Origin of the sequence: Rheinheimera sp., from assembly GCF_965283995.1 — a bacterium.
In the GTDB taxonomy this organism is placed as follows: Bacteria; Pseudomonadota; Gammaproteobacteria; order Enterobacterales; family Alteromonadaceae; genus Pararheinheimera.
In genome coordinates this window covers 331356-351395 of the sequence record NZ_CBDIQG010000001.1, presented here as the reverse complement: position 1 = coordinate 351395, position 20040 = coordinate 331356, and the positions used below count along the sequence as shown (strand labels likewise).

Genomic DNA, 20040 nt, shown 5'->3' with positions numbered 1-20040 from the left:
GCAATGCCGGCCTGAATTCAAGCAACGATCAAGGTCAGACTTTAGGTGTCAGTTCAAACACCGTTAACGTACCACTGACTTCATTGGCCATCAGCAGCAATGGTTTGCCTGTCGGGCTATTGGCTGCCGGCACAAAAGCCAACGATTCCGGGCCTAAATCACCGGCCTGTGCCACATTGCCGGTTACTACGGCCGGGACTTTGTCATCATTGATGTTATAGATCGCATTCAAATCACGGTTATAGCTGTAATCAACAAACTGCGGCGCATACGGATTAGAAATGTCATACACATAGATGCCGCTCATCCGCTCAGTGCCGACAAACGCATATGTGCGGCCATTGATCTGACCCAGTGCCAACGCTTCTGGTTCAGGCCCTTTGTCGTCGGAACGGTTGTCACCTTCGACCGTCAGATGGTTCGAGTTAAATTTGTCGCCATGCACACCGGCAGCAATGCGTTCTAAATCGTTGCCACTGTCAAATACCTGCTGGCCATTTTGGTCCCAGATACTAAAAGAACGGGCGCCATAGGCATATAAGGCATCATATTCACCAGCGGCGTTAAGCCCAAGCGCGGTCGTCACGTTCAGCCGGCCTAACACATCGGCATTGTATGGCTGACGTGCACTCAGCGCCGCAGAACGTTTTAACGCCGACACGCGTTTTTGCTCAGAAAAACCGGCCCAATCACGCGCATCCCCTTCGTTAGCGCTGACGTAAAACGCGCCGCCCTGCCAGCCATAGCTTTGTAAAGTATCAGGCTGATACATGCCAAATAATCCAGGAACAGTCTGCATGTTCACGCCATCTTTATTGCTGACGTCGAGGCTGTTTTTTGCCAGGCTATAGTCTTTAAACCCCAGCGGCAGAATCTTATCGAGCTTGGCAGCAGCCAGATCAATCACCGCTACCGCGTTGTTTTCCTGCAATACCACCCAGGCTTTTTTCAGGTCAGGGCTAAAAGCGATATATTCCGGTTCCAAATCCTGCGCCACAGTGGTGCTGGCCGGACCGGCAAATTTCACGCCTTTTGCTGCCAGACTGGCTTTGTCGCCATTCAGTGCACTGAAGCTGACCGTTCTAGCTTGTGTTGCGGCAACGGCATTCGTGAGGCTGATCAGTGAGACTGACCCTTCAGGATCCGCGCTGTAGTCACTGGCAGGTTCACCTTCATTGGCTACCAATAACCATTTACCGTCGCTGCTGAACGTCAGCATATCAGGCTGGGCACCGACCCGGATCGCCTGTTTTAACAACGGAGCGCCTTGGCTCAGATCATAAATCAGCGCAACACCGGCTTCAGTGCGGTTTTTATTTTCAACTGCCACGGCCAGCAACTGGCCCTGAATACTGATGGAATTAGCAAAACCCAGCGTTACCGTTTCATCCTGATCCGCACTGTTACGCACAGTGGCGGTCGCTGGCAAGGTCAGTGGTTGACTGGTCAGATTGCTCGCGGTCAGTGGATCTGATAACGCCTGGCTTTTTATATTGGCGCCATCCAGCACTTCGATGCGGTTGGCGGCACCGTTCACAACAAATATCCGCTTGGAAGGTGCATGAAACGCGGTAATTTCCGCAGCGCCGGCGCCATAACTGCCAGTGACATAACGGGCAACAGGTAGCAATTGCATGCCGATCGGTGCATTCTGACCGTTACTGCCATTCGCGCCAGATGGGCCTGTCGCGCCGGTTTGGCCAGTTTGGCCGGCAGCGCCAGCGGCCCCATCCACACCATTTTTACCGTCCAGATCACAGCCGCTCAGCGCCACTGATACCAGCAACGCCGCTACAGAAACTTTTAACGCCTTCATGTTTTTACTCCAGAGACTTAAAAAAACAAGACGTTAGCGATTTGGGATGACAGCGGTGTGAAAATGGCATGGCAATCTGATGACAGCAGTATCAGCAAGCGGCTACTTTGTCCGCCGGCGAAAAAAAAAACGGGAAATACGTTTTTCCCCCTTGTAAATCAGCGCCAGAAGGCAACACTAGTCAATGGTCATTGTCAATAAAAAAACGGAGTGGAACTTGAACGCTGCCGAATGTGCTCTTCAGGTCGGTGACATCTTTGCATTGCCTGATACCTGCCTGAAAATTAAAGAAATCATCGATGACGAGATCAGCGATATCGATGAAATTGCCGAGTTAGTGTCCTACGATCCGGTGTTGTCTTCCAAGTTACTGCGTCTGGCGAACAGCGCACTGTATAATTTTCCAAAACAAGTCGATTCGGTACAAAAAGCAGTGCAGGTGCTGGGAGAAACGCAGGTATATAACCTGGTCGTTGCCAGTGGTGCTGCCGAAGCATTTGCGACCTTAAAACCCAATGTGATCGCACTGGACAAGTTCTGGGAGCACAGCATCAATACGGCTTTAATTGCCAAACATCTGGCGTTTCATCTGGGCGTGAAAAAAGATGAACCCATCTATCTGTCCGGCCTGCTACACAATCTCGGCGAGCTGGTTGTCGTACAGGTGAAACCGGAGATCGCCCAAATCTGCAGCCAGTATAAAAAAGGTGTTAAACCCTGGACCAAACAACAGGCATTGTTGGGGTTCAGCTACGTAGACTGTACTGTTGAGCTACTGAAACACTGGCAGTTACCGGAACGGATCATTCAGCCACTAAAGCAACTGAATCAGCCCGAGTACTCTGCAGCGAATAAAGTCAGCCTGATTTTACATCTGGCCAGCTGTTTGGCACTGAGTGAAGCCAATGCCGATGTGTTTCAGCTGCATGATCTGGTCGATAAGCAAATCATGGAAGTGTTGGGACTCAGCAAAGACGATTTACATGACGCCAGCAGTTTTGCCTTCTTAGAAGGCATGTCCATCCTGAGCCTGCTCAATCCGGCTCTATTCAGTATTTTTTAATCAAACAACGCGGGCAGCTGTGATGCTGCCCGCTGTTTTACGCTGATGGCAAAGCGACATCAGTCGCGGACGATGGTCATCTCATCCAGCAGATTTTGCGCACCGTCAACATACTGCATCATCCACAGCACAAAACGGATATCGACATGGATTGCCCGGGTGATCGCCGGATTAAAGTACCAGTCTTTACTGATGGATTCGTAGGTCGAATCAAAATTCAATCCTATCAATTCGCCCTTGCCATTCATCACGGCTGAACCTGAATTGCCACCGGTCGTATCGGCGCTCGACAGGAAATTCAGCGGGACTGAGTTAAACGGCAGCGCCGGCGCTGCGCCTAAATCAGCATAAAAATAACCGTCATACTGTTTGGCCTGATAAGCCTGCACCAGCTTCGCAGGTAGCTGAAACACACCTGTTGGCTGCTGCTTGGCGATCATGCCACGCACCGAGGTAAATGGCGTTTTATAGACACCATCTGCCGCCGGATAACCGTCGACATGACCATAAGTGATGCGCAGTGTGCTGTTCGCATCCGGGTATACCGGTTTACCTTTACTCTGGTTAAAGGCAATCACGGCCTGCATATAAGCCGGACGGGTATTGAGCAGTGCACCCTGAATGGCTTTTTGTTGCTGCTCCAGCGCAATTTGCTGCTGGTAGACCGCCACCGCCGCTTTGATAAATGGATCTTGGCTTGAGGCAAATTCAGCCGGAGTTTTGTCGAGCCAGGCCAGACGCCCGGCACTGGTGCCCAATGTTGTACTGTCATACCAAGGTTGCCGCGTGGCACTAATTTGTGCTGCGGTCATGCCCGGAACTAAGCCTAATGCATCATCCAGAGCTTTGACCCGCAGCACAGGTTTTTGCTGCAGATACACAGCCAACTGCTCGCTCCATAGGGCGAGATCGACGGTCGGGGCAAAACTGGTATCCAACCGTTTTAGCCGGCCCTGCCACATTTTCAGATCGCGTTGCTGATAACCCAGTTCGCGTTCAGCGTCCGGTTTCTGTCGCTCTTGCGCCAGACGGTATAAATCCTGTGCAGCTTTGAGTAAATCGCTGCGTTTGGCATTGTCGAAATACCAGGTTTGCTGCTGATATTGCTGCTCAGCACTGACCACTTCTTTCAGTGCTGCCAGCGCTTTTTGATGCACTTTACGGCTGCTGTCTGCCGCGATCCAGGCTGCCAGTTCTTGCTGCTGTTGTTGCTTAATGGCATGTATATCGGTGACTTTAAAGCCATCGAGCAGGCCCTGCATTTTTTTCATCCGGTTGTTATAGCCTTTGACAACAGAGGCATACCGCACCTGCAGCGCCGAATCTTTGGCGCCGAACGCATCGATGGTCTGGATCATCTGTGAGAAGGTGGTTACGCTCGCCGGGTATTGCCAATCGCGGGCGAAGGCAATCTCCTCCGCCAGACGGTAACGGCTGGTCTGGCCCGGATATCCGGCCAGTAAAATCCCATCGCCGGCTTTAACCCCAGAGGCATTGATTTTTAAGTGAAACTTCGGCTGATATGGCACATTGTCTTTGGCAAAAGGCGCTGGTTTGCCATCTTTGCCGACATAACCACGCAGAAACGAATAATCACCGGTGTGGCGCGGATATTCATAGTTGTCGATGTCACCACCAAAGTTACCGACGGCTTCAGACGGTGCATAAACCAGGCGCACATCCTGGATCATCAGCTGTTTAATCAGGAAAAATTGCAGGCCATGATGAAAGCTGACCACGTTACAGCGATAGTTGGCGTCGCTTTCACAGGCCTGGATCAGCTGCTTTCGGTTATTCTCAATCGCTTCAAAACGGGCCAGATCGGTCAGTTTGGCCGGTAAAGCACCGCTGACTTTCGCCGTGACATCCTCGACAAGCTCTGTCACATACAAACGTTCAGACGGACCGGCCGGTAGCTCTTCCGCCTGAGTTTTCGCCAGAAAGCCATTCGCGATCAGGTTGTTTTCCGCTGTGGAGTTCTGCTGGATGGCACCATAAGCACAATGGTGGTTGGTGACGACCAGGCCTTGTGGCGAGACAAAGGACGCAGAACAATAGCCGAGACTGACAATCGCATTCATTGGATATTTGCTTAAATCGGCTAAATCGGCGGCCGGCACTGCGATACCGCGGGCGCTGAGTTGTTGTTGTAATTGCGGCAGTTGATAAGGTTGCCATTGCCCTTCGTCAGCAATAGCAGCGACACTGCAAAGCAGTGCCGCCGGAAACAGCGTGTACTTATACATCAGACATATCCGTGACTGGAAAACGCTTAGACTATAACTCTGGCGAAACGGCTGCAAGCAGCGACTAAAGCTGGCGCGCTGAAGCAACCGGTAGAAGCGTTCTGTCGCAACTACGACGTTTCAGAACCGGAACTGCGCCACCAGCCGGTTTAAATCCTGGGCACGGCCTTGCATCCCATCAATCAGCATTAACGCACTGCCCGCCTCATGACTGGAGTTCGATGCCAGAGACGCTACTTCACGGATTTGACCGAGCATCTGACTGAGCGTTTGCGCTTGCTCAGTCGTGGCGTTAAACATTTTGTTGATTTGTTCAACGACGGATTTAATCTGATCCTGCACTGAAGCCAAGGCGCTGCCGGATTCTTCACAAGCCTGCATGCTCTGATCTGCCAGCACGACCGATTGTTGCATTTGTTGATGTGACAAGCGGGTTTCCTGCTGAATTTCCGCGATGACCGCCGAAATTTCGCGGGACGATGATTCAGCCCGTTGTGCCAGATTACGCACTTCTTCGGCCACCACGGCAAAACCTCTTCCCTGCTCACCCGCGCGAGCCGCTTCAATCGCGGCATTCAGTGCCAGCAAGTTGGTTTGCTCGGCGATCCCGCGGATCACACCAACGATTTGGTCAATTTTCTCCGCTTTGGCGGTCAGTTGCTGCAGCGCATTAGCAGACTGGTGCACGGTGTCACTCATTTGCTGCATCTGACTGATAGTGCCGTGAATGGCGGCATTGCCCTGCAATACTGCACTTGAGGTTTGTTCTGATTGTTTCACCACGATGCCACAACTGTTGGCAATATCCTGCGCCGAATGATCGAGTTGCTGCATCGCACTGGCAAGACCGGCACTATGGTGCTCCGTATCTTCAGCCTCCTGCTTCAGGTGCTGCGACAGATGTTGGCTTTGCGCGCTGGCATCGATTAGCACCTGCGCACTCTGGTGAATATCTTGCACTATGTGCTGGATCTTGCCGGCGAACACATTAAAGTTCTGCGCGATGCGGCCCAGCTCGTCATCACTTTTGACGTCCAGTCGCCGGGTCAGGTCGCCATCCCCACTGGCGACATCGTGCAGATTTTTCGCCACCTGATGAAGCTGTGCGAGCATGCCCCGACGCACATAGGTACCAATCAGGATCAACAGGATTAAAGTTACAGTCCCTGTTGTCAGCAAGAGTTTGGCGACATAGCCGGCAGTTTCAGGACCTTGCGCCACAATGTTTGACGTACTGACGTCCAGTGACTGTTGCATTTGGTGTAAGGCTTCGACTAACGCAGCGCTGTGTTGCCGGTACTCAGCCTGCTGTTTCTGCATCTGGATCAAGGCATCCAGGGTGAATTTAATCTGCAGCTTGTGTTGTTCAAATAATTGCAGGTAAGTATCGCCCAAACTGCCGTTACCAAAATGTTGCGGTGCCGGGATGGCAAATAAGCCGGTCGCGACCAGGCCATCCACCGCTTCTTGTTGGAAGGCAATGGAGTCGTTCAGCTCTTTGACCAGTTCGGCTTTTGGCCCCTGCCGTTTGATCTGTTCCAGAAAATACAACTGCCGGAAAAAGCCGATATTAGCTTCCATCCCACCATCGGCAGCGTCCCATTTGCGTTGCAGCCCCCCCTCCCAGGTGATGGGCTGGCGCGGTGCCTGGATCAGCGTTTCGACCTGGCTATCGCCGACTTCTTCGACGATTTCGCCGATCTCCACAATTTGTGCCACCGTTTTATCCAGACCATTCGATTGCTGCAAATAACTGGCAAAGCGCTGACTCAGTTGCTGCTGCGCCGCAATAAATTGCGCGAGCGTCGTTTGCAGCGTTTTTAACCGTTCAGGATCCGGCAGCGGATTGGCGGCCAACTGATCAATGACCCCGGACAGGTCTTTCTCTCTTTGTCCCACAGCCGCGTGATCAATCGGCAGGCCCTGTAACATTTGCTCCATAGCAAAGAGTTGTTCGTCAACCAAAGTGACTGCGTTGCCTGATTGTTCCATCGCCGGCCAGGCTTGCTGAACTGTGCGTGTCAGCACTTGTCCTTGTTGCTGGTTGCCCCACCAGCCAACACCGGCGACGGCGACAAATAAGGCAAAAATCAGCCAAAGACCCCAATTCGCTTTTTCCCGCAACGTCATGTCTATCTCCCTTCAAAATTGCGCCATCAGTCGCAGCGTCGCAACCAGACTATGGTCAAGCGCCGGATCGATATGATGTATCCATTGCAGCACCGGCTGCAGTTGTATTTGTGGCGTCACAGCCCACTGCCAGTAGCCTTCAATCAACTGCTCAGACTGACGGTCCTGCGCGGTGACTGTGCTGTGCATCAGGCCTAGCTGATGACCAGCCAGCGGTAATTCCCAGACCAAACCCAACATGCGGTGTTGATGTAGTACATCGACATCGTCATTGAGCCCGGACCAGACCGCAAAAAGAGTGAGCTGGTCGCTGACCTGCTGCTGGTGATTCAGATACCAGCCGGAAATGGCACGTAACTGCGTTTCATTGAGGGTGGTCCAGTCACCGTGGTGGTGCCAATAACCATAAGAAGTACGGCTTTTTGCCGTCACATAACGACCTTCCGCCACCATAAACTGCGAAGAAAAATTGGTATGGTCTTGCCCGGCAAACAAACCTGTCATCCATTGAAAGCCGTGCTCAGGTTCATAAAATACACTGCAGGATGCGGCCGGATCGTAATAAGTTGGCAGTGCGATCGCCGTTGGGGTAATGCCCAAAGGCGGTGAAATAAAACCGCCGGCGACGGGGACAAAAGCAAACTCCAGATTGGCATCTACTTGTCCACACTTCAGTCGGGTTTCGTCGTTAAATTTGTATTGCAGATACAGTTCGTAAATCTTGCTGAACTGCTCGGCATCGATATTGGAGATGCCCTGCACATTGCCGGTCAGCAGTTCACCATTGCGGCCACGAAATGCTTTGAGGTTGCCTGCGAACAACCACTGTGGCCCAGCTTCCAGCTGCCAGTCCCAGCTGAATAGCGCGCGGGAAGCCTGCGATTGTTGATCCTGATAACCGGATAACCAGGAATTGTCGTTAATGATGCTGAATTGCTGATTAAAGTCAGCCGCGGCAGTGGTGCAGGATACCAATAAACAGCTCCATGCCAGATAGGATTTGCCTGTCAATTTGCGCCCTCCATGTCCCGCTTTTCACAAAGGTATAGGAAGGTGAATGCACTCTGTCAAAGCACTGATAGAAAAAACAAAAACCGGCTTTCACCGGTTTTTCTCTGGACTTATCTGGATTCAGGGTCTATCGGATTGGCTCGTGGTGCGACCGTTCATACTGCGATTACTTGTCAGCAGGCAGTTGTTTGCGGGTGAAATCAGGCAATGAAGGCGAACCACAAGCCCGCACCTGATAACGGTAACCATAGGGTTGTTTGCTGTCCGGGGTGATGACCAGGACTTCATAGTCATTCAGATGTACCAAATGTTCGGCGCCCTGCAACAAGCACTGCGATTTACCAAGGCTTTCCACCTGATACAAGAACCAGGCGACGGTTTTATTAATCCACGGCACTTCCGGATTAAAACCCCGGATCCCCGAAGATTCAGGACCAAACAGATTAATATTCATATCTTCTGGTTCAGCAACATCCGGCGTACTGGTAGTCCCGGCAATCACCACTGACTGCGGTGCAGCATCCTCTGCCTGAAACATCTGCAACGCAGCTGTATTACCAGTCAGATAACCGGTCATCGCCGCGGCCATATACATAAAAACCACCGGTAAAAAGCACAGCCGCGCCATCAGAGACAGCTTTGGATAGCTGCCATTTAAAATATGATGGCTACGCACGCCGAGCGGTCTTAACATCAGCAACAGCATCACTTTAAAAGTGTGCAACAGCAGGTACAGCGTCAGTAACGCAAAAGCCAGTAAAAAACTCCAGAACGGCGCCAGCAACATCAGGGTCAGGTTGACGCTAAAAGGCACCACTTCGGGGCGCACACCAATCAGGTTGTTGATGGAACTGTCCGCCAGCGCAAAACAAAAATTAGCTAACACGGCATAACATACCAGGATAAATGCTTTGCCTGGCAGGCTGTGCCAAATGCGCACAAAACCTTGCCAGATATCACTGATCACGGCGCCAAACAGTGTCACACCGAGCAGGCCGAGCAGCCAGGGTTGTGTACTGAATGTGCCAAGCCAGCCAAGGACCAATAAAGCAGACACCAAATAGCAACGCTGTGCCAGATCCAGCTGCTGCCAGATCTGGCCACATCGGCTACGCCAGTCCGATAACTGCTGCACGGCTTTTTCCTGCCAGATGATCAGCTGCTGCATCGGTTTAGCCCTGCGTTTGCTGAGCGCGGCGGATCAAGCCGGTCAGCACTGGTGACAGCACAAACATCAGCAGCGCTGAACCGAGACCAACCCAGCCTAAAGTGGCAAACACATCAGCGTAGATATTCAATGCATCCGGCACCGCGGTTCCTGCCGGCATCGACGCCAGGGCGCCAAAACGGCCGGCAATCATTTCACCAAAGGCTGATGCGAGGAACCAGACACCCATCATCAGACTCACCACCCGTGCCACCGATAACGCCGTCACTGCTGATAAGCCAATCGGCGATAACGCCATCTCGCCAATCACCAGGACAAAATACGCCAGAATAAACCACCAGAAGCCAGCCAGGCCGCTCTCCAGCGGATTCAGCGCCGCATACTGCAGAATAAAATGGGCCAGACCGGCGCATAACAGCGCAACGCCAAACTTGTTCGGCGCGGACGGATTCCAGCCTTTACGGTCCAGCCACGGCCATAACCAGGCAAATGGGAACGCCAACAGCACGATAAAAAAGGACGCGACAAAAGTCAGCTGTGACGAGTTAAAAGCAAAACTGAACAGGCCTAAATCGAAGGTCGGGCTTTCCATCACCCGGTCTGAATATGCCAGCCAGCTGCCATAAGTCTGTTCGTACAAGCCCCAGAACACCGCAGAAATGGCGGTTAACACCATCAGCATGATCATATTGGCGCGCTCCAGTGCGTTACACTGGATGAAAATAAATTTAAACCACCAGACCATCAGTACCAGCGTCAATGCCACCGCAACTACTTCAGTTGCGGTGATTTCAGCACCCGGCGCCAAGCCGAGCAAAGCACCTAAAGCACCAAAGTCGATACTGATCTGCAGGATCTGCTGTACTGCAGCAACACCGACTAAGGCCAGCAGATAAATCAGCGTTTCGCGGCGTATACCGCCGACTTTTTCCGTCAGCAGTGCCGGGTTGGCTGGCTCCGCCTGGCCGTGGAAATGTTTAGCTCCCTTTAAAAACACCAACAAGCCAAGCAATAAACCGATACCGGCAGAACCAAAGCCATATTCCCAGCCATAGGCAATGCCAATCCAACCAACAAACAAACTGGAGAAAATCGCGCCGAGGTTGATGCCCATGTAAAACAGCGTAAAAGCCGAATCACGGCGTGGGTCGCTGTCGATATAAAGCCGGCCGACGATTGTCGAGATATTCGGTTTGAGGAAGCCAACACCCACCGCCACCAATGCCAGCGATGCGTACATCACCTGCAGCGCAACTAAATCGGCGCCACTGTCGGCGCTGGCCTGCGTACCTTTGTACGCCATCCCTAACATGCCGACAGCCATCAGTGCGCCACCAAAGGTGACCGCTTTACGCATGCCGAGGTATTTGTCGGCCAGCAAGCCACCGACGACCGGCAGCGCATAGGCAAGACCGGCGTAAGTCCCGAGCAGCAGATAACCATCTTTATCGTTGAATAAATGATGTTGTGTCAGATAGAGAAACAGCAGCGCTTTTAAGCCATAAAAGGCAAAACGCTCCCACATTTCAGTAAAAAAACAGACAAAGAGTCCGACCGGATGGCCCAGCCATTGTTTTTGGCCAGCCAGCACGTCATGGGTTGAGGTCATAGGGATCCCGGAATTGATTGTTATCGTTATATAGGGCGTGTTGATGTTTGGTGTTTGTTTTTGCAGCAGTTTGGCAGCTTTTTATGCAAGGCAGTGCGAGAGCCGTGTAGTTATTCTACACAAACGAGCACTAACGCAGCAGAAAGAGCAGCCAAACGCTGCCCTGCGGGTTCGTTTGGTGGCGCTTTGGGCTTTGTCACTCGTTGCTCACATAGAATAACTATGCCACGCGCCTCGTTTCGCGCCCAAAACGCCACCAACTAGAACAAAACCAAACAACCAAACGTCAACACGCCCTAGCGCCGGATGCGGCAAGCGCTGTACTATACCATGCTGAAATGATTTAGGAAGTGGCGCCCAGGCTGTCTAAAACGACCGTGTCGCGGCCATTCGCTTTGGCTTGATACAGCGCTAAATCAGCCCGGTGTACACAATGATCAATGTCCTGACCGGCATGTAATGCCGCCACGCCATAGCTTGCGCGTACGGCCAGGTCTTCACCTTCATACAGCAGCGACGATTGGCGTAACAGCGCCTGAAACTGCTGCAACAGCGGCAGTGTCTGCGCCGGTGTATATCCCGGCAACACCAGCAAAAACTCTTCACCGCCATAACGCACAATCAGATCTGTGTTACTCAGCAGTTGGCGTAACAAGGCAGCGAAATGGCGTAACACTGCATCGCCGGCCTGATGGCCATAGCGGTCATTCAGTTGTTTAAAATGATCGATATCCAGCAGCACCAGACTGATATTTTCCCCGGCGGCGACCCGCTGTTGATACAGTGGCGCGACTTTAAAAAAGTAACGGCGGTTGCTGCTTTGGGTCAGTTTATCGGTATTGGCATCATTCCGAAGTTTATCAATCAAATCATAGATATAAGAAATTGCTAAGCCGCCAATACACAAGGTTTCCAGCGTCAGGGTCACCAGTGTCATCACCATCAGCTGGCCTTGCTGGTCGGGTTTGAGCAAATAACCGAAGATTGGATACAACAGCGGGAGTAACAATAATGCGACCACTGTGCACAACAATAAAACGCGGTCGCCAAGATTACCAGGCCTTTGCTGCTGCCGGATCAGTGAAAATGTAATCAATACCGGAATACAAAAGGAGCCCAATGCCAGTGGTAAACGAATAAAAATGTCGTTATGCACCGCCGTAAACCAGAACAGCGCTGCAGATAACCCCAGCACATGTGCCGCGATCCAGCCGATGATCCGGGGGGTTATTTCGAGTTGATAGCGCAGCCGTATGCCGCAATAAAAAAGATAAACTCCGCATAAATACAACATGTTATTGAAAACAACAGAGAATAAATACAGGTCGATAAAACGCAGACAATACACCAGATACGCCAGAAACTCAGTCAGGAAAAACCAGCTGAACAGCTGGAGAGCGCGGCGTTGATGTGCATTCGGCTGGCCAGGCAGCGAACGGATAAACAGCAGATAGGCGGTTGTGGCGATAAACAGCACCAGCACACTGAACAATATGCTGCTTTGCAAAGATCCGATTTCAGTGACAGCCATGCGACAACATCCTCAAGACCGGCAACCAGCCGGCACTTGATGAACACTAATCAGGAAACCCGGTTTGAGCAAGTAAAGCGGCTTATTCTGTTACTGTTTTTGATCCAGCGTAATCTTTTTGCTGCTGTTGCCACAACGCCAGTTGCTCGCGGTAATAATCCCAGACACAAGGACAACAGCTGCCGCTGCCACAACATTCGTTACTGCCGGGCGGTTCCGGCTTCTCAAGCAATTTGACAGGGATAGAGGCTGCAGGCATAAAGACTCCGAAAACTTTACTGGTATCAGGTGCAGATGAACCCATATTACAGCCGGATCTGGCAAACAGTGCAACAAATCCCTGCCGGAAAGGTGGCCAGTTATGGCCAAATCGCTGATTTAGCAGGCCTGCCCGGCCGCGCCCGTCTGGTAGGTAAAGCACTGGGTTATAGCCCGTTGCCACTGCCTTGGTATCGGGTCGTGCGCAGTAATCTGAGTTTGGCTTTTGCGCCAGGCAGTGCAGAAGCTGCCGAACAAAGCGCGTTATTAAGAGCTGAAGGCGTGTTACTGCGGGGTATCAAAGTGCCCACGCAGTATCACTGGCAACCGGATTTGGCCGAGCTGTTATTTAACTTGCAGTTCTGAACTCAGCCGTTTTTTCCGGGCAGGCGCCAGGCGCGGGCTAACCAGCGCAGCGGTAGTTGTGACAGTAGCATGCCGATTAACATCAGCGCACAACCGAGCAAAGCACGGGATGTCAGGGTTTCACCCAATAACCAAACCCCGCCCATAGCGGCAAACACGGTTTCCAGACTGAGAATTATGGCGGCATGGGCCGGATGCGCCCGGCGCTGTCCGATAATTTGCAGCGTATAAGCCACACCGGTTGCGATAACACCTGCGTATAACAAAGGCACGGCACAAGCAACGATAGCGGCCAGGCTGATTGGCTCGAGCCAAAACCCCAGTAACAGGCTTAAAATGCCGCAGACCATAAACTGCAACATCGCCAGCAACACTGGCGTCATTTTGCCAGCGAAATGGTCAATCGCCAGCAAATGTGCGGCCCAGAAAAAGGCGCCGATAAACAGCAGCAAGTCACCCGGATTCACCACAAAATCACTGGTTACCGACAAAAAATACAAGCCAGATAACGCAATCAGGCAACCAACCCAGGTATTGGCGCTGGTTTTATGCCGCAGCCACAAACCAAGGAGTGGCACCAACACCAGATACAAACCGGTGATAAAACCCGCCTTCGCCGCAGTGGTAAACTGCAGCGCAGCTTGTTGCAGACTGGCGCCAATAAATAACAACAGCCCAACCGGCAACCCGGCGCGGCACATGGTTTTGATGTCAGCGCCCTGCAAACCATCACGGCGTATTTGCCACAGCAACAATGGCAATAAACTCAGCGCACCAATCAGAAAGCGCACGCCGTTAAAGCCAAATGGGCCTAAATTCTCCAAGCCAAGCCGCTGTGCGACAAAACCAAAGCCCCAGATCGCCGCAGCGCACATTAATAACAGATTAGATTGCAACATTGACGGACTCCGCAGTCCAAACCGCCCGGCTGGTGCACAGCAGAGGGAGCAAATCTGGATGATATCAGCCTGGAGAAAGGCGCGAGACGATGGTACCGGTCTGATCAGCCGTTATTGACGTTCGTTGCCCTGAATAAAATAACTGACCTGTGCTCGCGGATTCAGATATTCGTATACGGCCTGAGGTAACGCGGAAGGCTTTAATACTTTACTAATACTGAGTTTGCCTTCCTGCAGCGAAATAACCGGCGCTTCCAGCCTTGGGATTTGCGAGTCATACACCAACACATTCGGATACAGCAACTGGTCGCTGTTGACGGACATCACCAGCCCCACTCTGTCATCACTGAGCTGAACTATGGTGCCTGGCGGGTACACGCCCATCATTTTGATCAGCTGGCCCATTTCACTGGCACCCAGCTTGCCTTTCATCGTTTTAAACAAATAGGACATGGCATGATGTGGCGAGCGCGCTTTGGTCACGTCAACCGGGTGGCAGAGATTATCAAACTCGTTGACCACAGCGACCACTTTGGCCATTGCATCGATCTCGGCTTCTTTCAGACCCATTGGGTAGCCGGTACCGTCCAGATATTCGTGATGTTGTTCCACCACAGGCCAGGCCGTTTTTGGAAAAGATTCGGTCAGTTTCAGCAGTTCGATACCATAGCGGGTGTGCATTTTCAGCAGGTTCGCTTCCGGCGCGGTCAAAGCTTCGGTTTTGCGCAGAATTTGCGTCGGGATCTTCAGTTTACCGATATCATGGAATAACGCGCCGAGGCCGGTCAGTTTGACTTGCTCTGCGTTCATGCCCAAATTCTTCGCCAGCATCATCGATAAGACCGAGACGTTCAGCACATGAAAATAGATGCTTTCCTGTTCTTTGCTGGCTTGTGAAATCAAATGCAGCACTAACGAATCGGCATTGATAATGGTGTCGGCGATCTGATGCACCAGCTCTGTGGCTTCATCGACCGCCTGCAAGGGCCGGCTGCCGATTTTCGACATCACATTGCGCACCTGCACCATCGACTTTTCAAACGCCTTTTCGGTGCGCTGCAACTGCCGGCGCTGTTCTTTCGCCTGCTCTATCCGCTCGTTTTTTTCCCGCTCCAGTTGATAGCGCAATTCACTGGCGTGCTGTGCCAACTCTGCGGCAGGCGTGGCGTCGTCATTATTTTCCACGCTGCTTTTATCGGGGAAAAAGTAGACAAACTCCAAATCCAACGTCTGGATAATGGCGATCTGTTCGTGATTTTCTACTTTGAATTTATTGGTTAAAAAGGGGTGCTTCATCCAGTTCACCGGTAACTGAATGAAATAACCAATTTTGACCTGAGACGGACTTATTTTCGCAACTGACACGCCACACCCTTGATTCGGCACAAAATTCATCGATGCCGGGTAGAAATGACTACTGGAACTGCTCTGAGTCTAGCAATCTATCACATAAATGTCTTTGATCTGACTGATGTTCTGCGGTTTTTAGCAGGTATCATCGGCAAATGTAATCTAAATGAAAATGGTTGTCTAACTTAATGTAACCGATTTCATTTTCTGCTGATAATGCTGCGCTAATTCAGCAAAATGCTGCAGTACAAAGTCGGCCTGCTGACGATAATGGCCATTGTCCGGATTCAGATATAAACAACTCGGCATCCCCGCCGCGCGCGCAGTACTGAGATCAAAATGAAAATCACCAATAAACAATAAGTCTGCCGGGGCTTTTTGCCAATGGTCGGCAATGATCAATAAACCGGTCGGGTCCGGCTTGGCCGGTGCATCTTCGCGCGTCAGTACCAGATCTACTTCAATACCGAGCCGTTGCAGACAATGCTGGGTAGCACTGCGCATATTGCGGGTGAGGATCGCCGTCGGAATTTGATATTGTTGCAGCAGCGCCAGCAACTCGGCTGCACCGGGCATCCAGTCTGCAGACTGTGCCCCAGCCAGTTCAAATTGTTCAATGATCGTCACAGCACGCTGGTATTCGTTGCTGTCTGTGATGGTCGCCAGATGTTCCAGAATAGGCGTGCCGGCCGGCCAGCCAAGCTGTTGACATAACAGACTAAAATCAAGCTTTGAATCGACCAGCGTGCCGTCTAAATCAAAGATCACGCCCTGATGTTCACCCAATTGCATCAATATTTTCCTCTTTCGTCAGGTCGCTCTGGAATACGGCGGCCCAGTCATATTGGCTCAGTTGCTGGGTGAACCACAACAGTGCCTGACCCGGTTGTGCCTGCCGGCGCCAGCCCAGATACATCATGGTTCCGGCGCGCGGCACCTCGCAGGCTTTATCAATCAGCGACCCCGCCTGGATCGCATGGCTAATCAGATGTTTGGGCAGGAAACCAACACCAAGCCCGGCCTGTTGCGCGGCAATTTTTGCCTGCATGCTGCTGACGAGCACGCGGCGGCGGCTGTCGTATAAACCCGAATCGCGCGCCGGTAAATCCAGCGCAGAATCACTGACGACAATCGCGGTTTGTTGCTGCAAATCTTGCTGCGTCACCACCCGGTTCAGCTGGGCCAATTCATGATGCGGCGCCACAGCAAAGACAAAATCCATTTGCGCCATCGGTTGCAGCTGAAACTGACCGGAGACGCCTTCACCGGATAAACCAACGGCTAAATCGGCACGGCCACTTTGTAACGCTTCCCAGCCGCCAGCCATCACTTGCTCGGTCAGCATGATTTGCGTCAGCCGGCCGAGCTGATGAAACTGGTCAATCAGGCTGAACAACGGCTGCAGTGGCACTACTGAATCCACCGCTATCACCAGCTGGCGCTCCCAGCCGGTATCGAGCTGGCGCACCGCTTCTTCTAACTGCCGGCTGGCCAGCAACAAATGCCGGCCTTGTTGTAATAACAGCGTCCCGGCTTGTGTTAGCTGGGCTTTTTGCCGGCTTCGGTCAAATAATTGCACGCCAAGGTCACTTTCCAGCCGGGCGATGGTGTAACTCAGCGCCGAAGGCACCTTGTATAAGGATTCAGCTGCAGCAGCAAAACTTCCTTTACGATCAATAGCATCCAGCGCTCTGAGCGCTTCAAGAGTGAGCACAGGCTGTAGGGCCATCTGGTCGCTTCCGTTAATTCAAATATTTTGAACATGAGAGTCAATTTATTCCGCTTTTTTCAACATAGCAAGCCGGTTACATTTATCTCAACGCAGCAGAACGCACGCAGTAACTTACGTGGTAGCTCGGGTAGTCAAGGCGAATGCAGCGAAACCTCAACAGCATATTGGAGCAATACAAATGAAAAACTTAATCAAAACTTTTGTACAAAACACTCAAGATTCAAACAACAGCATCGCCAGCCTGGCGCTGCGAGTCCCGGCCGGCATCATCTTCGCTGCGCATGGTGCACAAAAACTGTTTGGCTGGTTTGGCGGTTATGGTCTGCAGGGCACTGCCGGCTGGATGGAAAGCATCGGTCTGACCCCGGGCATTCCACTGACATTAATGGCCGGCGGTGCTGAGTTCTTTGGTGGTCTGGCGTTAATCCTGGGTCTGCTGACCCGCCCGGCAGCCTTTGTCCTGGCCATCACCATGCTGGTCGCTATTTTCAGCGTGCACTTTGCCAACGGTCTGTTTATGAGCAACAACGGTTATGAATTTGCCCTGTCGCTGCTGGCTATCAGCGTGGCTTTGACCTTCAGCGGCGCTGGTCGCTTTGCCATCGATAACTGGCTGGCGAAAAAACTGGCGTAACCCGGTTGGCGTAACCCGGCCACTCACACGACGGCAACCCCCGGGTTGCCGTACTTCCCGTTAAACAGCTATTCAGGAGTCACCTCATGATCGAATTAAGAAAATCCAGCCAGCGCGGCAGTGCGAATTTTGGCTGGTTACAAAGCCGCCACAGTTTTTCCTTTGGTCGTTATTACGATCCGGCGCAAATGGGCTTCTCTGCCCTGCGCGTCATTAATGACGATCAGGTTGCACCCGGCGCCGGTTTTGATACCCATGGCCATCGCGATATGGAAATTATCAGCCTGGTATTGGATGGTGTCATCGCCCACCGCGATTCGACCGGTGAAGTGGCAGAACTGCCGGCCGGTGAATTTCAGCTGATGAGCGCAGGCCGTGGCATTATGCACAGTGAATTTAACGCCAATCCGGACAAAAACCTGCATTTCCTGCAGATCTGGATTGAACCGGACAGCGTCGGCGGTGAACCGGGTTATCAGCAAAAGCCGTTTGCCCAAATGCCGGGCCTGACGCTGGTGGCGTCAAAAACCGGCGAAGCCGGCAGTCTGCATTTGAAACAGGATGCGAAGCTGTATCAGCTCAGACTGGATGCCCAGAGTCAGTTGCAGTATCAGGCGGCACCGGGCCGTAAACTCTACGTGCATCTGGTGTCCGGGCCACTCAGCCTGAAAAGTGCAGAGACTGAGATCACGCTGCAAGATGGTGATGGCGTGAAAATCGCCGATCTGACTGACTGGCAGTTTGTCAGCGATGCGCAACCGGTCTTTGCCTTGTTGTTTGATTTACCCTGAGCCTGAAACACTGGTCAGCAAAAGGCCCGCAAGCGTTGCGGGCCTTTTTTACCGCCGGCAAGTGTCAGCGACCACGCACTACCACAGTACTTTGCCCGGGCACTGCAGCGATATCCTGAATATCCACATGGCCTTTAACATATTTTTTCAGATGCTGGTACACCGCGGTATTACCGGCCTGCAAAGCAAAACTGGCGACTGGCAGGTCGTTACACTGCAGTTTATTCGCTGCCACCACCGGACGCATGCGGTTGTGTTGCAGGTCCTGCTTAAAATCCAGCCGATCTGAGGTGGCGGCACTGATACATAATGCTGTTTCCATTGACGAGTCTGCTGCCACATACTGCGGTTCGGCGGCAACGCTTGCACTAGTGACGATACAACAAACGATAAAGGTGAAAATACGCATGATGGCTCTCCTGTTTGCAACATCATCTACAGAGTCGCAGATCAGACGAAATTAGTTGTGAATGGCAGGCTACAGACTGTAACAAACACTGCAGGCTTCGGCCTGTGAGCAATACTTATCTGCCTCATTTTTATCAGATTTCCTGCCAGTGGTAGCAGAAATGGGACAGCTCTGGTTACAGAGCAGCAGCTATTTTCCAGCCAATACGACCCGCCAGCTTTTTTCCACAGACCTCTTGCGACAAAAAACAGAACACATATACTGTATATATAAACAGTATATTGGTGTTGATATGCAACTGTCCGATCTGAAACAACAGGGCCACATCTGGTGCCTGAATGATGCCCCTTCCCCGCAACAAGCTTTGGCTTCGACTGGTTTTGCCGAGCTGGATCTGTTACTCGGCGGTGGCTGGCCCACACAGCAGGTGATTGAACTGCGCACGGCCTTTGGCATTGGTGAATTCCGGCTGTTATTACCTTATCTGCAGCAACAAGTCAGTCGTGGCAAGTTACAGGTGTATATCAACACTCCGGCTCAGCTGCATGCGCCTTTCCTGAGCAGTCAGGGCCTGCCGTTATGGCAATTGCTCGACGTGCGGGCACAGGATCGTGATGCGTTGTGGGCGGCGGAACAATGTCTGAAAAGTGGCTGTTGCAGCACCGTCTTGTTGTGGCAACACACGCTGGATATTGCCCGGCTGAAGCGCCTGCAACTGGCCGCAGCAGAAGGTCAGGCTGAATTATTTTTGCTCCGTCCCGCCGGTCAGGCACAGCTCAGTTTACCGGTAGGCCTCAGTCTGGCGCTGAGCCCCGCCGCCCAGGGCATTGAAGTGCGGGTATTAAAACGTCGGGGCGGCTGGCCGGGTGCCCGGCAACTGGTCAATTTCTCCGGGCGCTGGCCAAGACTGATAAAGCAGCATGTCCAACGGCCGGCACAGTATGGGCCAGCGCCCGTTCATGATACTGCCGCTGTCGCGATCTGAGGCAAACGACCAAAAGCGCAACGGCCTGATGCTACAGCGGCA

The 20040-nt window shown here is 52.2% G+C and carries 18 protein-coding genes; 5 read left to right on the top strand and 13 right to left on the bottom strand.

Going from position 1 to position 20040, the window contains the following annotated elements; translation table 11 throughout:
- Positions 1 to 34: 34 nt before the first annotated feature.
- The gene (locus ACQ66Q_RS01630; protein WP_430455191.1) at positions 35 to 1816 is read right to left on the bottom strand and encodes a choice-of-anchor I family protein; all 1782 of its coding nucleotides are present in this window, start codon (positions 1814 to 1816) and stop codon (positions 35 to 37) included.
- Positions 1817 to 2033: 217 nt separating this feature from the next.
- Between ACQ66Q_RS01630 and ACQ66Q_RS01625 the strand changes: the two genes are divergently transcribed.
- Positions 2034 to 2879 (top strand): HDOD domain-containing protein, encoded by an 846-nt coding sequence (locus ACQ66Q_RS01625; RefSeq protein WP_430455190.1) that lies wholly within the window; start codon positions 2034 to 2036, stop codon positions 2877 to 2879.
- A gap of 59 nt (positions 2880 to 2938) precedes the next feature.
- Here the strand turns inward: ACQ66Q_RS01625 and ACQ66Q_RS01620 are convergent, their stop codons facing one another.
- From ACQ66Q_RS01620 to ACQ66Q_RS01590, 7 genes are all read right to left on the bottom strand, one after another.
- On the bottom strand, positions 2939 to 5125 hold the full coding sequence (locus ACQ66Q_RS01620) for a S46 family peptidase (RefSeq protein ID WP_430455189.1): 2187 nt from the start codon (positions 5123 to 5125) through the stop codon (positions 2939 to 2941).
- Positions 5126 to 5245: 120 nt separating this feature from the next.
- The gene (locus tag ACQ66Q_RS01615) at positions 5246 to 7255 is read right to left on the bottom strand and encodes a methyl-accepting chemotaxis protein (protein ID WP_430455188.1); all 2010 of its coding nucleotides are present in this window, start codon (positions 7253 to 7255) and stop codon (positions 5246 to 5248) included.
- Positions 7256 to 7267: 12 nt separating this feature from the next.
- Positions 7268 to 8266: a carbohydrate porin gene (locus tag ACQ66Q_RS01610; protein ID WP_430455187.1), complete on the bottom strand. Its 999-nt coding sequence runs from the start codon at positions 8264 to 8266 to the stop codon at positions 7268 to 7270.
- Between the two features lie 166 nt (positions 8267 to 8432).
- Entirely contained in the window at positions 8433 to 9434 is a 1002-nt protein-coding gene (locus tag ACQ66Q_RS01605) for a hypothetical protein (RefSeq protein ID WP_430455186.1), read from the bottom strand.
- Positions 9435 to 9438: 4 nt separating this feature from the next.
- Positions 9439 to 11043 carry a peptide MFS transporter gene (locus tag ACQ66Q_RS01600; protein ID WP_430455185.1) on the bottom strand — a complete coding sequence of 535 codons (1605 nt, stop codon included), beginning with the start codon at positions 11041 to 11043 and terminating at the stop codon, positions 9439 to 9441.
- A gap of 343 nt (positions 11044 to 11386) precedes the next feature.
- Positions 11387 to 12574, bottom strand: a complete 1188-nt coding sequence (locus tag ACQ66Q_RS01595) for a GGDEF domain-containing protein (protein WP_430455184.1) — start codon at positions 12572 to 12574, stop codon at positions 11387 to 11389.
- An 82-nt stretch (positions 12575 to 12656) separates the two neighbouring features.
- Complete coding sequence (locus ACQ66Q_RS01590; RefSeq protein WP_430455183.1) at positions 12657 to 12833, bottom strand: oxidoreductase-like domain-containing protein; 177 nt, start codon at positions 12831 to 12833, stop codon at positions 12657 to 12659.
- A gap of 35 nt (positions 12834 to 12868) precedes the next feature.
- On the opposite strand from ACQ66Q_RS01590, the gene ACQ66Q_RS01585 reads away from it, so the two are divergent.
- The gene (locus tag ACQ66Q_RS01585) at positions 12869 to 13198 is read left to right on the top strand and encodes an MGMT family protein (protein ID WP_430455182.1); all 330 of its coding nucleotides are present in this window, start codon (positions 12869 to 12871) and stop codon (positions 13196 to 13198) included.
- A gap of 2 nt (positions 13199 to 13200) precedes the next feature.
- Here the strand turns inward: ACQ66Q_RS01585 and ACQ66Q_RS01580 are convergent, their stop codons facing one another.
- The 4 genes from ACQ66Q_RS01580 to ACQ66Q_RS01565 all read right to left on the bottom strand — a co-directional run bounded on the left by ACQ66Q_RS01580 (position 13201) and on the right by ACQ66Q_RS01565 (position 17176).
- Positions 13201 to 14097 carry a DMT family transporter gene (locus ACQ66Q_RS01580; protein WP_430455181.1) on the bottom strand — a complete coding sequence of 299 codons (897 nt, stop codon included), beginning with the start codon at positions 14095 to 14097 and terminating at the stop codon, positions 13201 to 13203.
- 111 nt (positions 14098 to 14208) lie between these two features.
- Positions 14209 to 15492: an HD-GYP domain-containing protein gene (locus ACQ66Q_RS01575; protein WP_430455180.1), complete on the bottom strand. Its 1284-nt coding sequence runs from the start codon at positions 15490 to 15492 to the stop codon at positions 14209 to 14211.
- A 135-nt stretch (positions 15493 to 15627) separates the two neighbouring features.
- The gene (locus ACQ66Q_RS01570) at positions 15628 to 16239 is read right to left on the bottom strand and encodes an HAD family hydrolase (RefSeq protein WP_430455179.1); all 612 of its coding nucleotides are present in this window, start codon (positions 16237 to 16239) and stop codon (positions 15628 to 15630) included.
- Positions 16226 to 17176, bottom strand: coding sequence for a LysR family transcriptional regulator (locus ACQ66Q_RS01565; RefSeq protein ID WP_430455178.1), 951 nt, complete (start codon positions 17174 to 17176; stop codon positions 16226 to 16228). The genes ACQ66Q_RS01570 and ACQ66Q_RS01565 overlap by 14 nt, the downstream gene beginning before the upstream one ends.
- A 181-nt stretch (positions 17177 to 17357) precedes the next feature.
- Between ACQ66Q_RS01565 and ACQ66Q_RS01560 the strand changes: the two genes are divergently transcribed.
- Both ACQ66Q_RS01560 and ACQ66Q_RS01555 read left to right on the top strand, forming a co-directional pair.
- A complete protein-coding gene (locus ACQ66Q_RS01560; protein ID WP_377241807.1) occupies positions 17358 to 17813 on the top strand; it encodes a DoxX family protein in 456 nt (151 codons plus the stop codon).
- 86 nt (positions 17814 to 17899) lie between these two features.
- Entirely contained in the window at positions 17900 to 18604 is a 705-nt protein-coding gene (locus ACQ66Q_RS01555; protein ID WP_430455177.1) for a pirin family protein, read from the top strand.
- Positions 18605 to 18668: 64 nt separating this feature from the next.
- On the opposite strand, the gene ACQ66Q_RS01550 is transcribed toward ACQ66Q_RS01555, so the two are convergent.
- Positions 18669 to 19013 (bottom strand): DUF3718 domain-containing protein, encoded by a 345-nt coding sequence (locus tag ACQ66Q_RS01550; protein ID WP_430455176.1) that lies wholly within the window; start codon positions 19011 to 19013, stop codon positions 18669 to 18671.
- A gap of 292 nt (positions 19014 to 19305) precedes the next feature.
- Here ACQ66Q_RS01550 and imuA point away from each other — a divergent pair, with 292 nt between their 5' ends.
- On the top strand, positions 19306 to 19998 hold the full coding sequence (imuA, locus tag ACQ66Q_RS01545; protein ID WP_430455175.1) for a translesion DNA synthesis-associated protein ImuA: 693 nt from the start codon (positions 19306 to 19308) through the stop codon (positions 19996 to 19998).
- Positions 19999 to 20040 lie beyond the last annotated feature (42 nt).

Coding starts and splice junctions, on each gene's coding strand:
- ACQ66Q_RS01630 (WP_430455191.1), bottom strand. CDS start 1,816: ATGAAGGCGTTAAAAGTTTCTGTAGCGGCGTTGCTGGTATCAGTGGCG.
- ACQ66Q_RS01620 (WP_430455189.1), bottom strand. CDS start 5,125: ATGTATAAGTACACGCTGTTTCCGGCGGCACTGCTTTGCAGTGTCGCT.
- ACQ66Q_RS01615 (WP_430455188.1), bottom strand. CDS start 7,255: ATGACGTTGCGGGAAAAAGCGAATTGGGGTCTTTGGCTGATTTTTGCC.
- ACQ66Q_RS01605 (WP_430455186.1), bottom strand. CDS start 9,434: ATGCAGCAGCTGATCATCTGGCAGGAAAAAGCCGTGCAGCAGTTATCG.
- ACQ66Q_RS01600 (WP_430455185.1), bottom strand. CDS start 11,043: ATGACCTCAACCCATGACGTGCTGGCTGGCCAAAAACAATGGCTGGGC.
- ACQ66Q_RS01595 (WP_430455184.1), bottom strand. CDS start 12,574: ATGGCTGTCACTGAAATCGGATCTTTGCAAAGCAGCATATTGTTCAGT.
- ACQ66Q_RS01590 (WP_430455183.1), bottom strand. CDS start 12,833: ATGCCTGCAGCCTCTATCCCTGTCAAATTGCTTGAGAAGCCGGAACCG.
- ACQ66Q_RS01585 (WP_430455182.1), top strand. CDS start 12,869: ATGAACCCATATTACAGCCGGATCTGGCAAACAGTGCAACAAATCCCT.
- ACQ66Q_RS01580 (WP_430455181.1), bottom strand. CDS start 14,097: ATGTTGCAATCTAATCTGTTATTAATGTGCGCTGCGGCGATCTGGGGC.
- ACQ66Q_RS01575 (WP_430455180.1), bottom strand. CDS start 15,492: ATGAATTTTGTGCCGAATCAAGGGTGTGGCGTGTCAGTTGCGAAAATA.
- ACQ66Q_RS01570 (WP_430455179.1), bottom strand. CDS start 16,239: ATGCAATTGGGTGAACATCAGGGCGTGATCTTTGATTTAGACGGCACG.
- ACQ66Q_RS01565 (WP_430455178.1), bottom strand. CDS start 17,176: ATGGCCCTACAGCCTGTGCTCACTCTTGAAGCGCTCAGAGCGCTGGAT.
- ACQ66Q_RS01560 (WP_377241807.1), top strand. CDS start 17,358: ATGAAAAACTTAATCAAAACTTTTGTACAAAACACTCAAGATTCAAAC.
- ACQ66Q_RS01555 (WP_430455177.1), top strand. CDS start 17,900: ATGATCGAATTAAGAAAATCCAGCCAGCGCGGCAGTGCGAATTTTGGC.
- ACQ66Q_RS01550 (WP_430455176.1), bottom strand. CDS start 19,013: ATGCGTATTTTCACCTTTATCGTTTGTTGTATCGTCACTAGTGCAAGC.
- imuA (WP_430455175.1), top strand. CDS start 19,306: ATGCAACTGTCCGATCTGAAACAACAGGGCCACATCTGGTGCCTGAAT.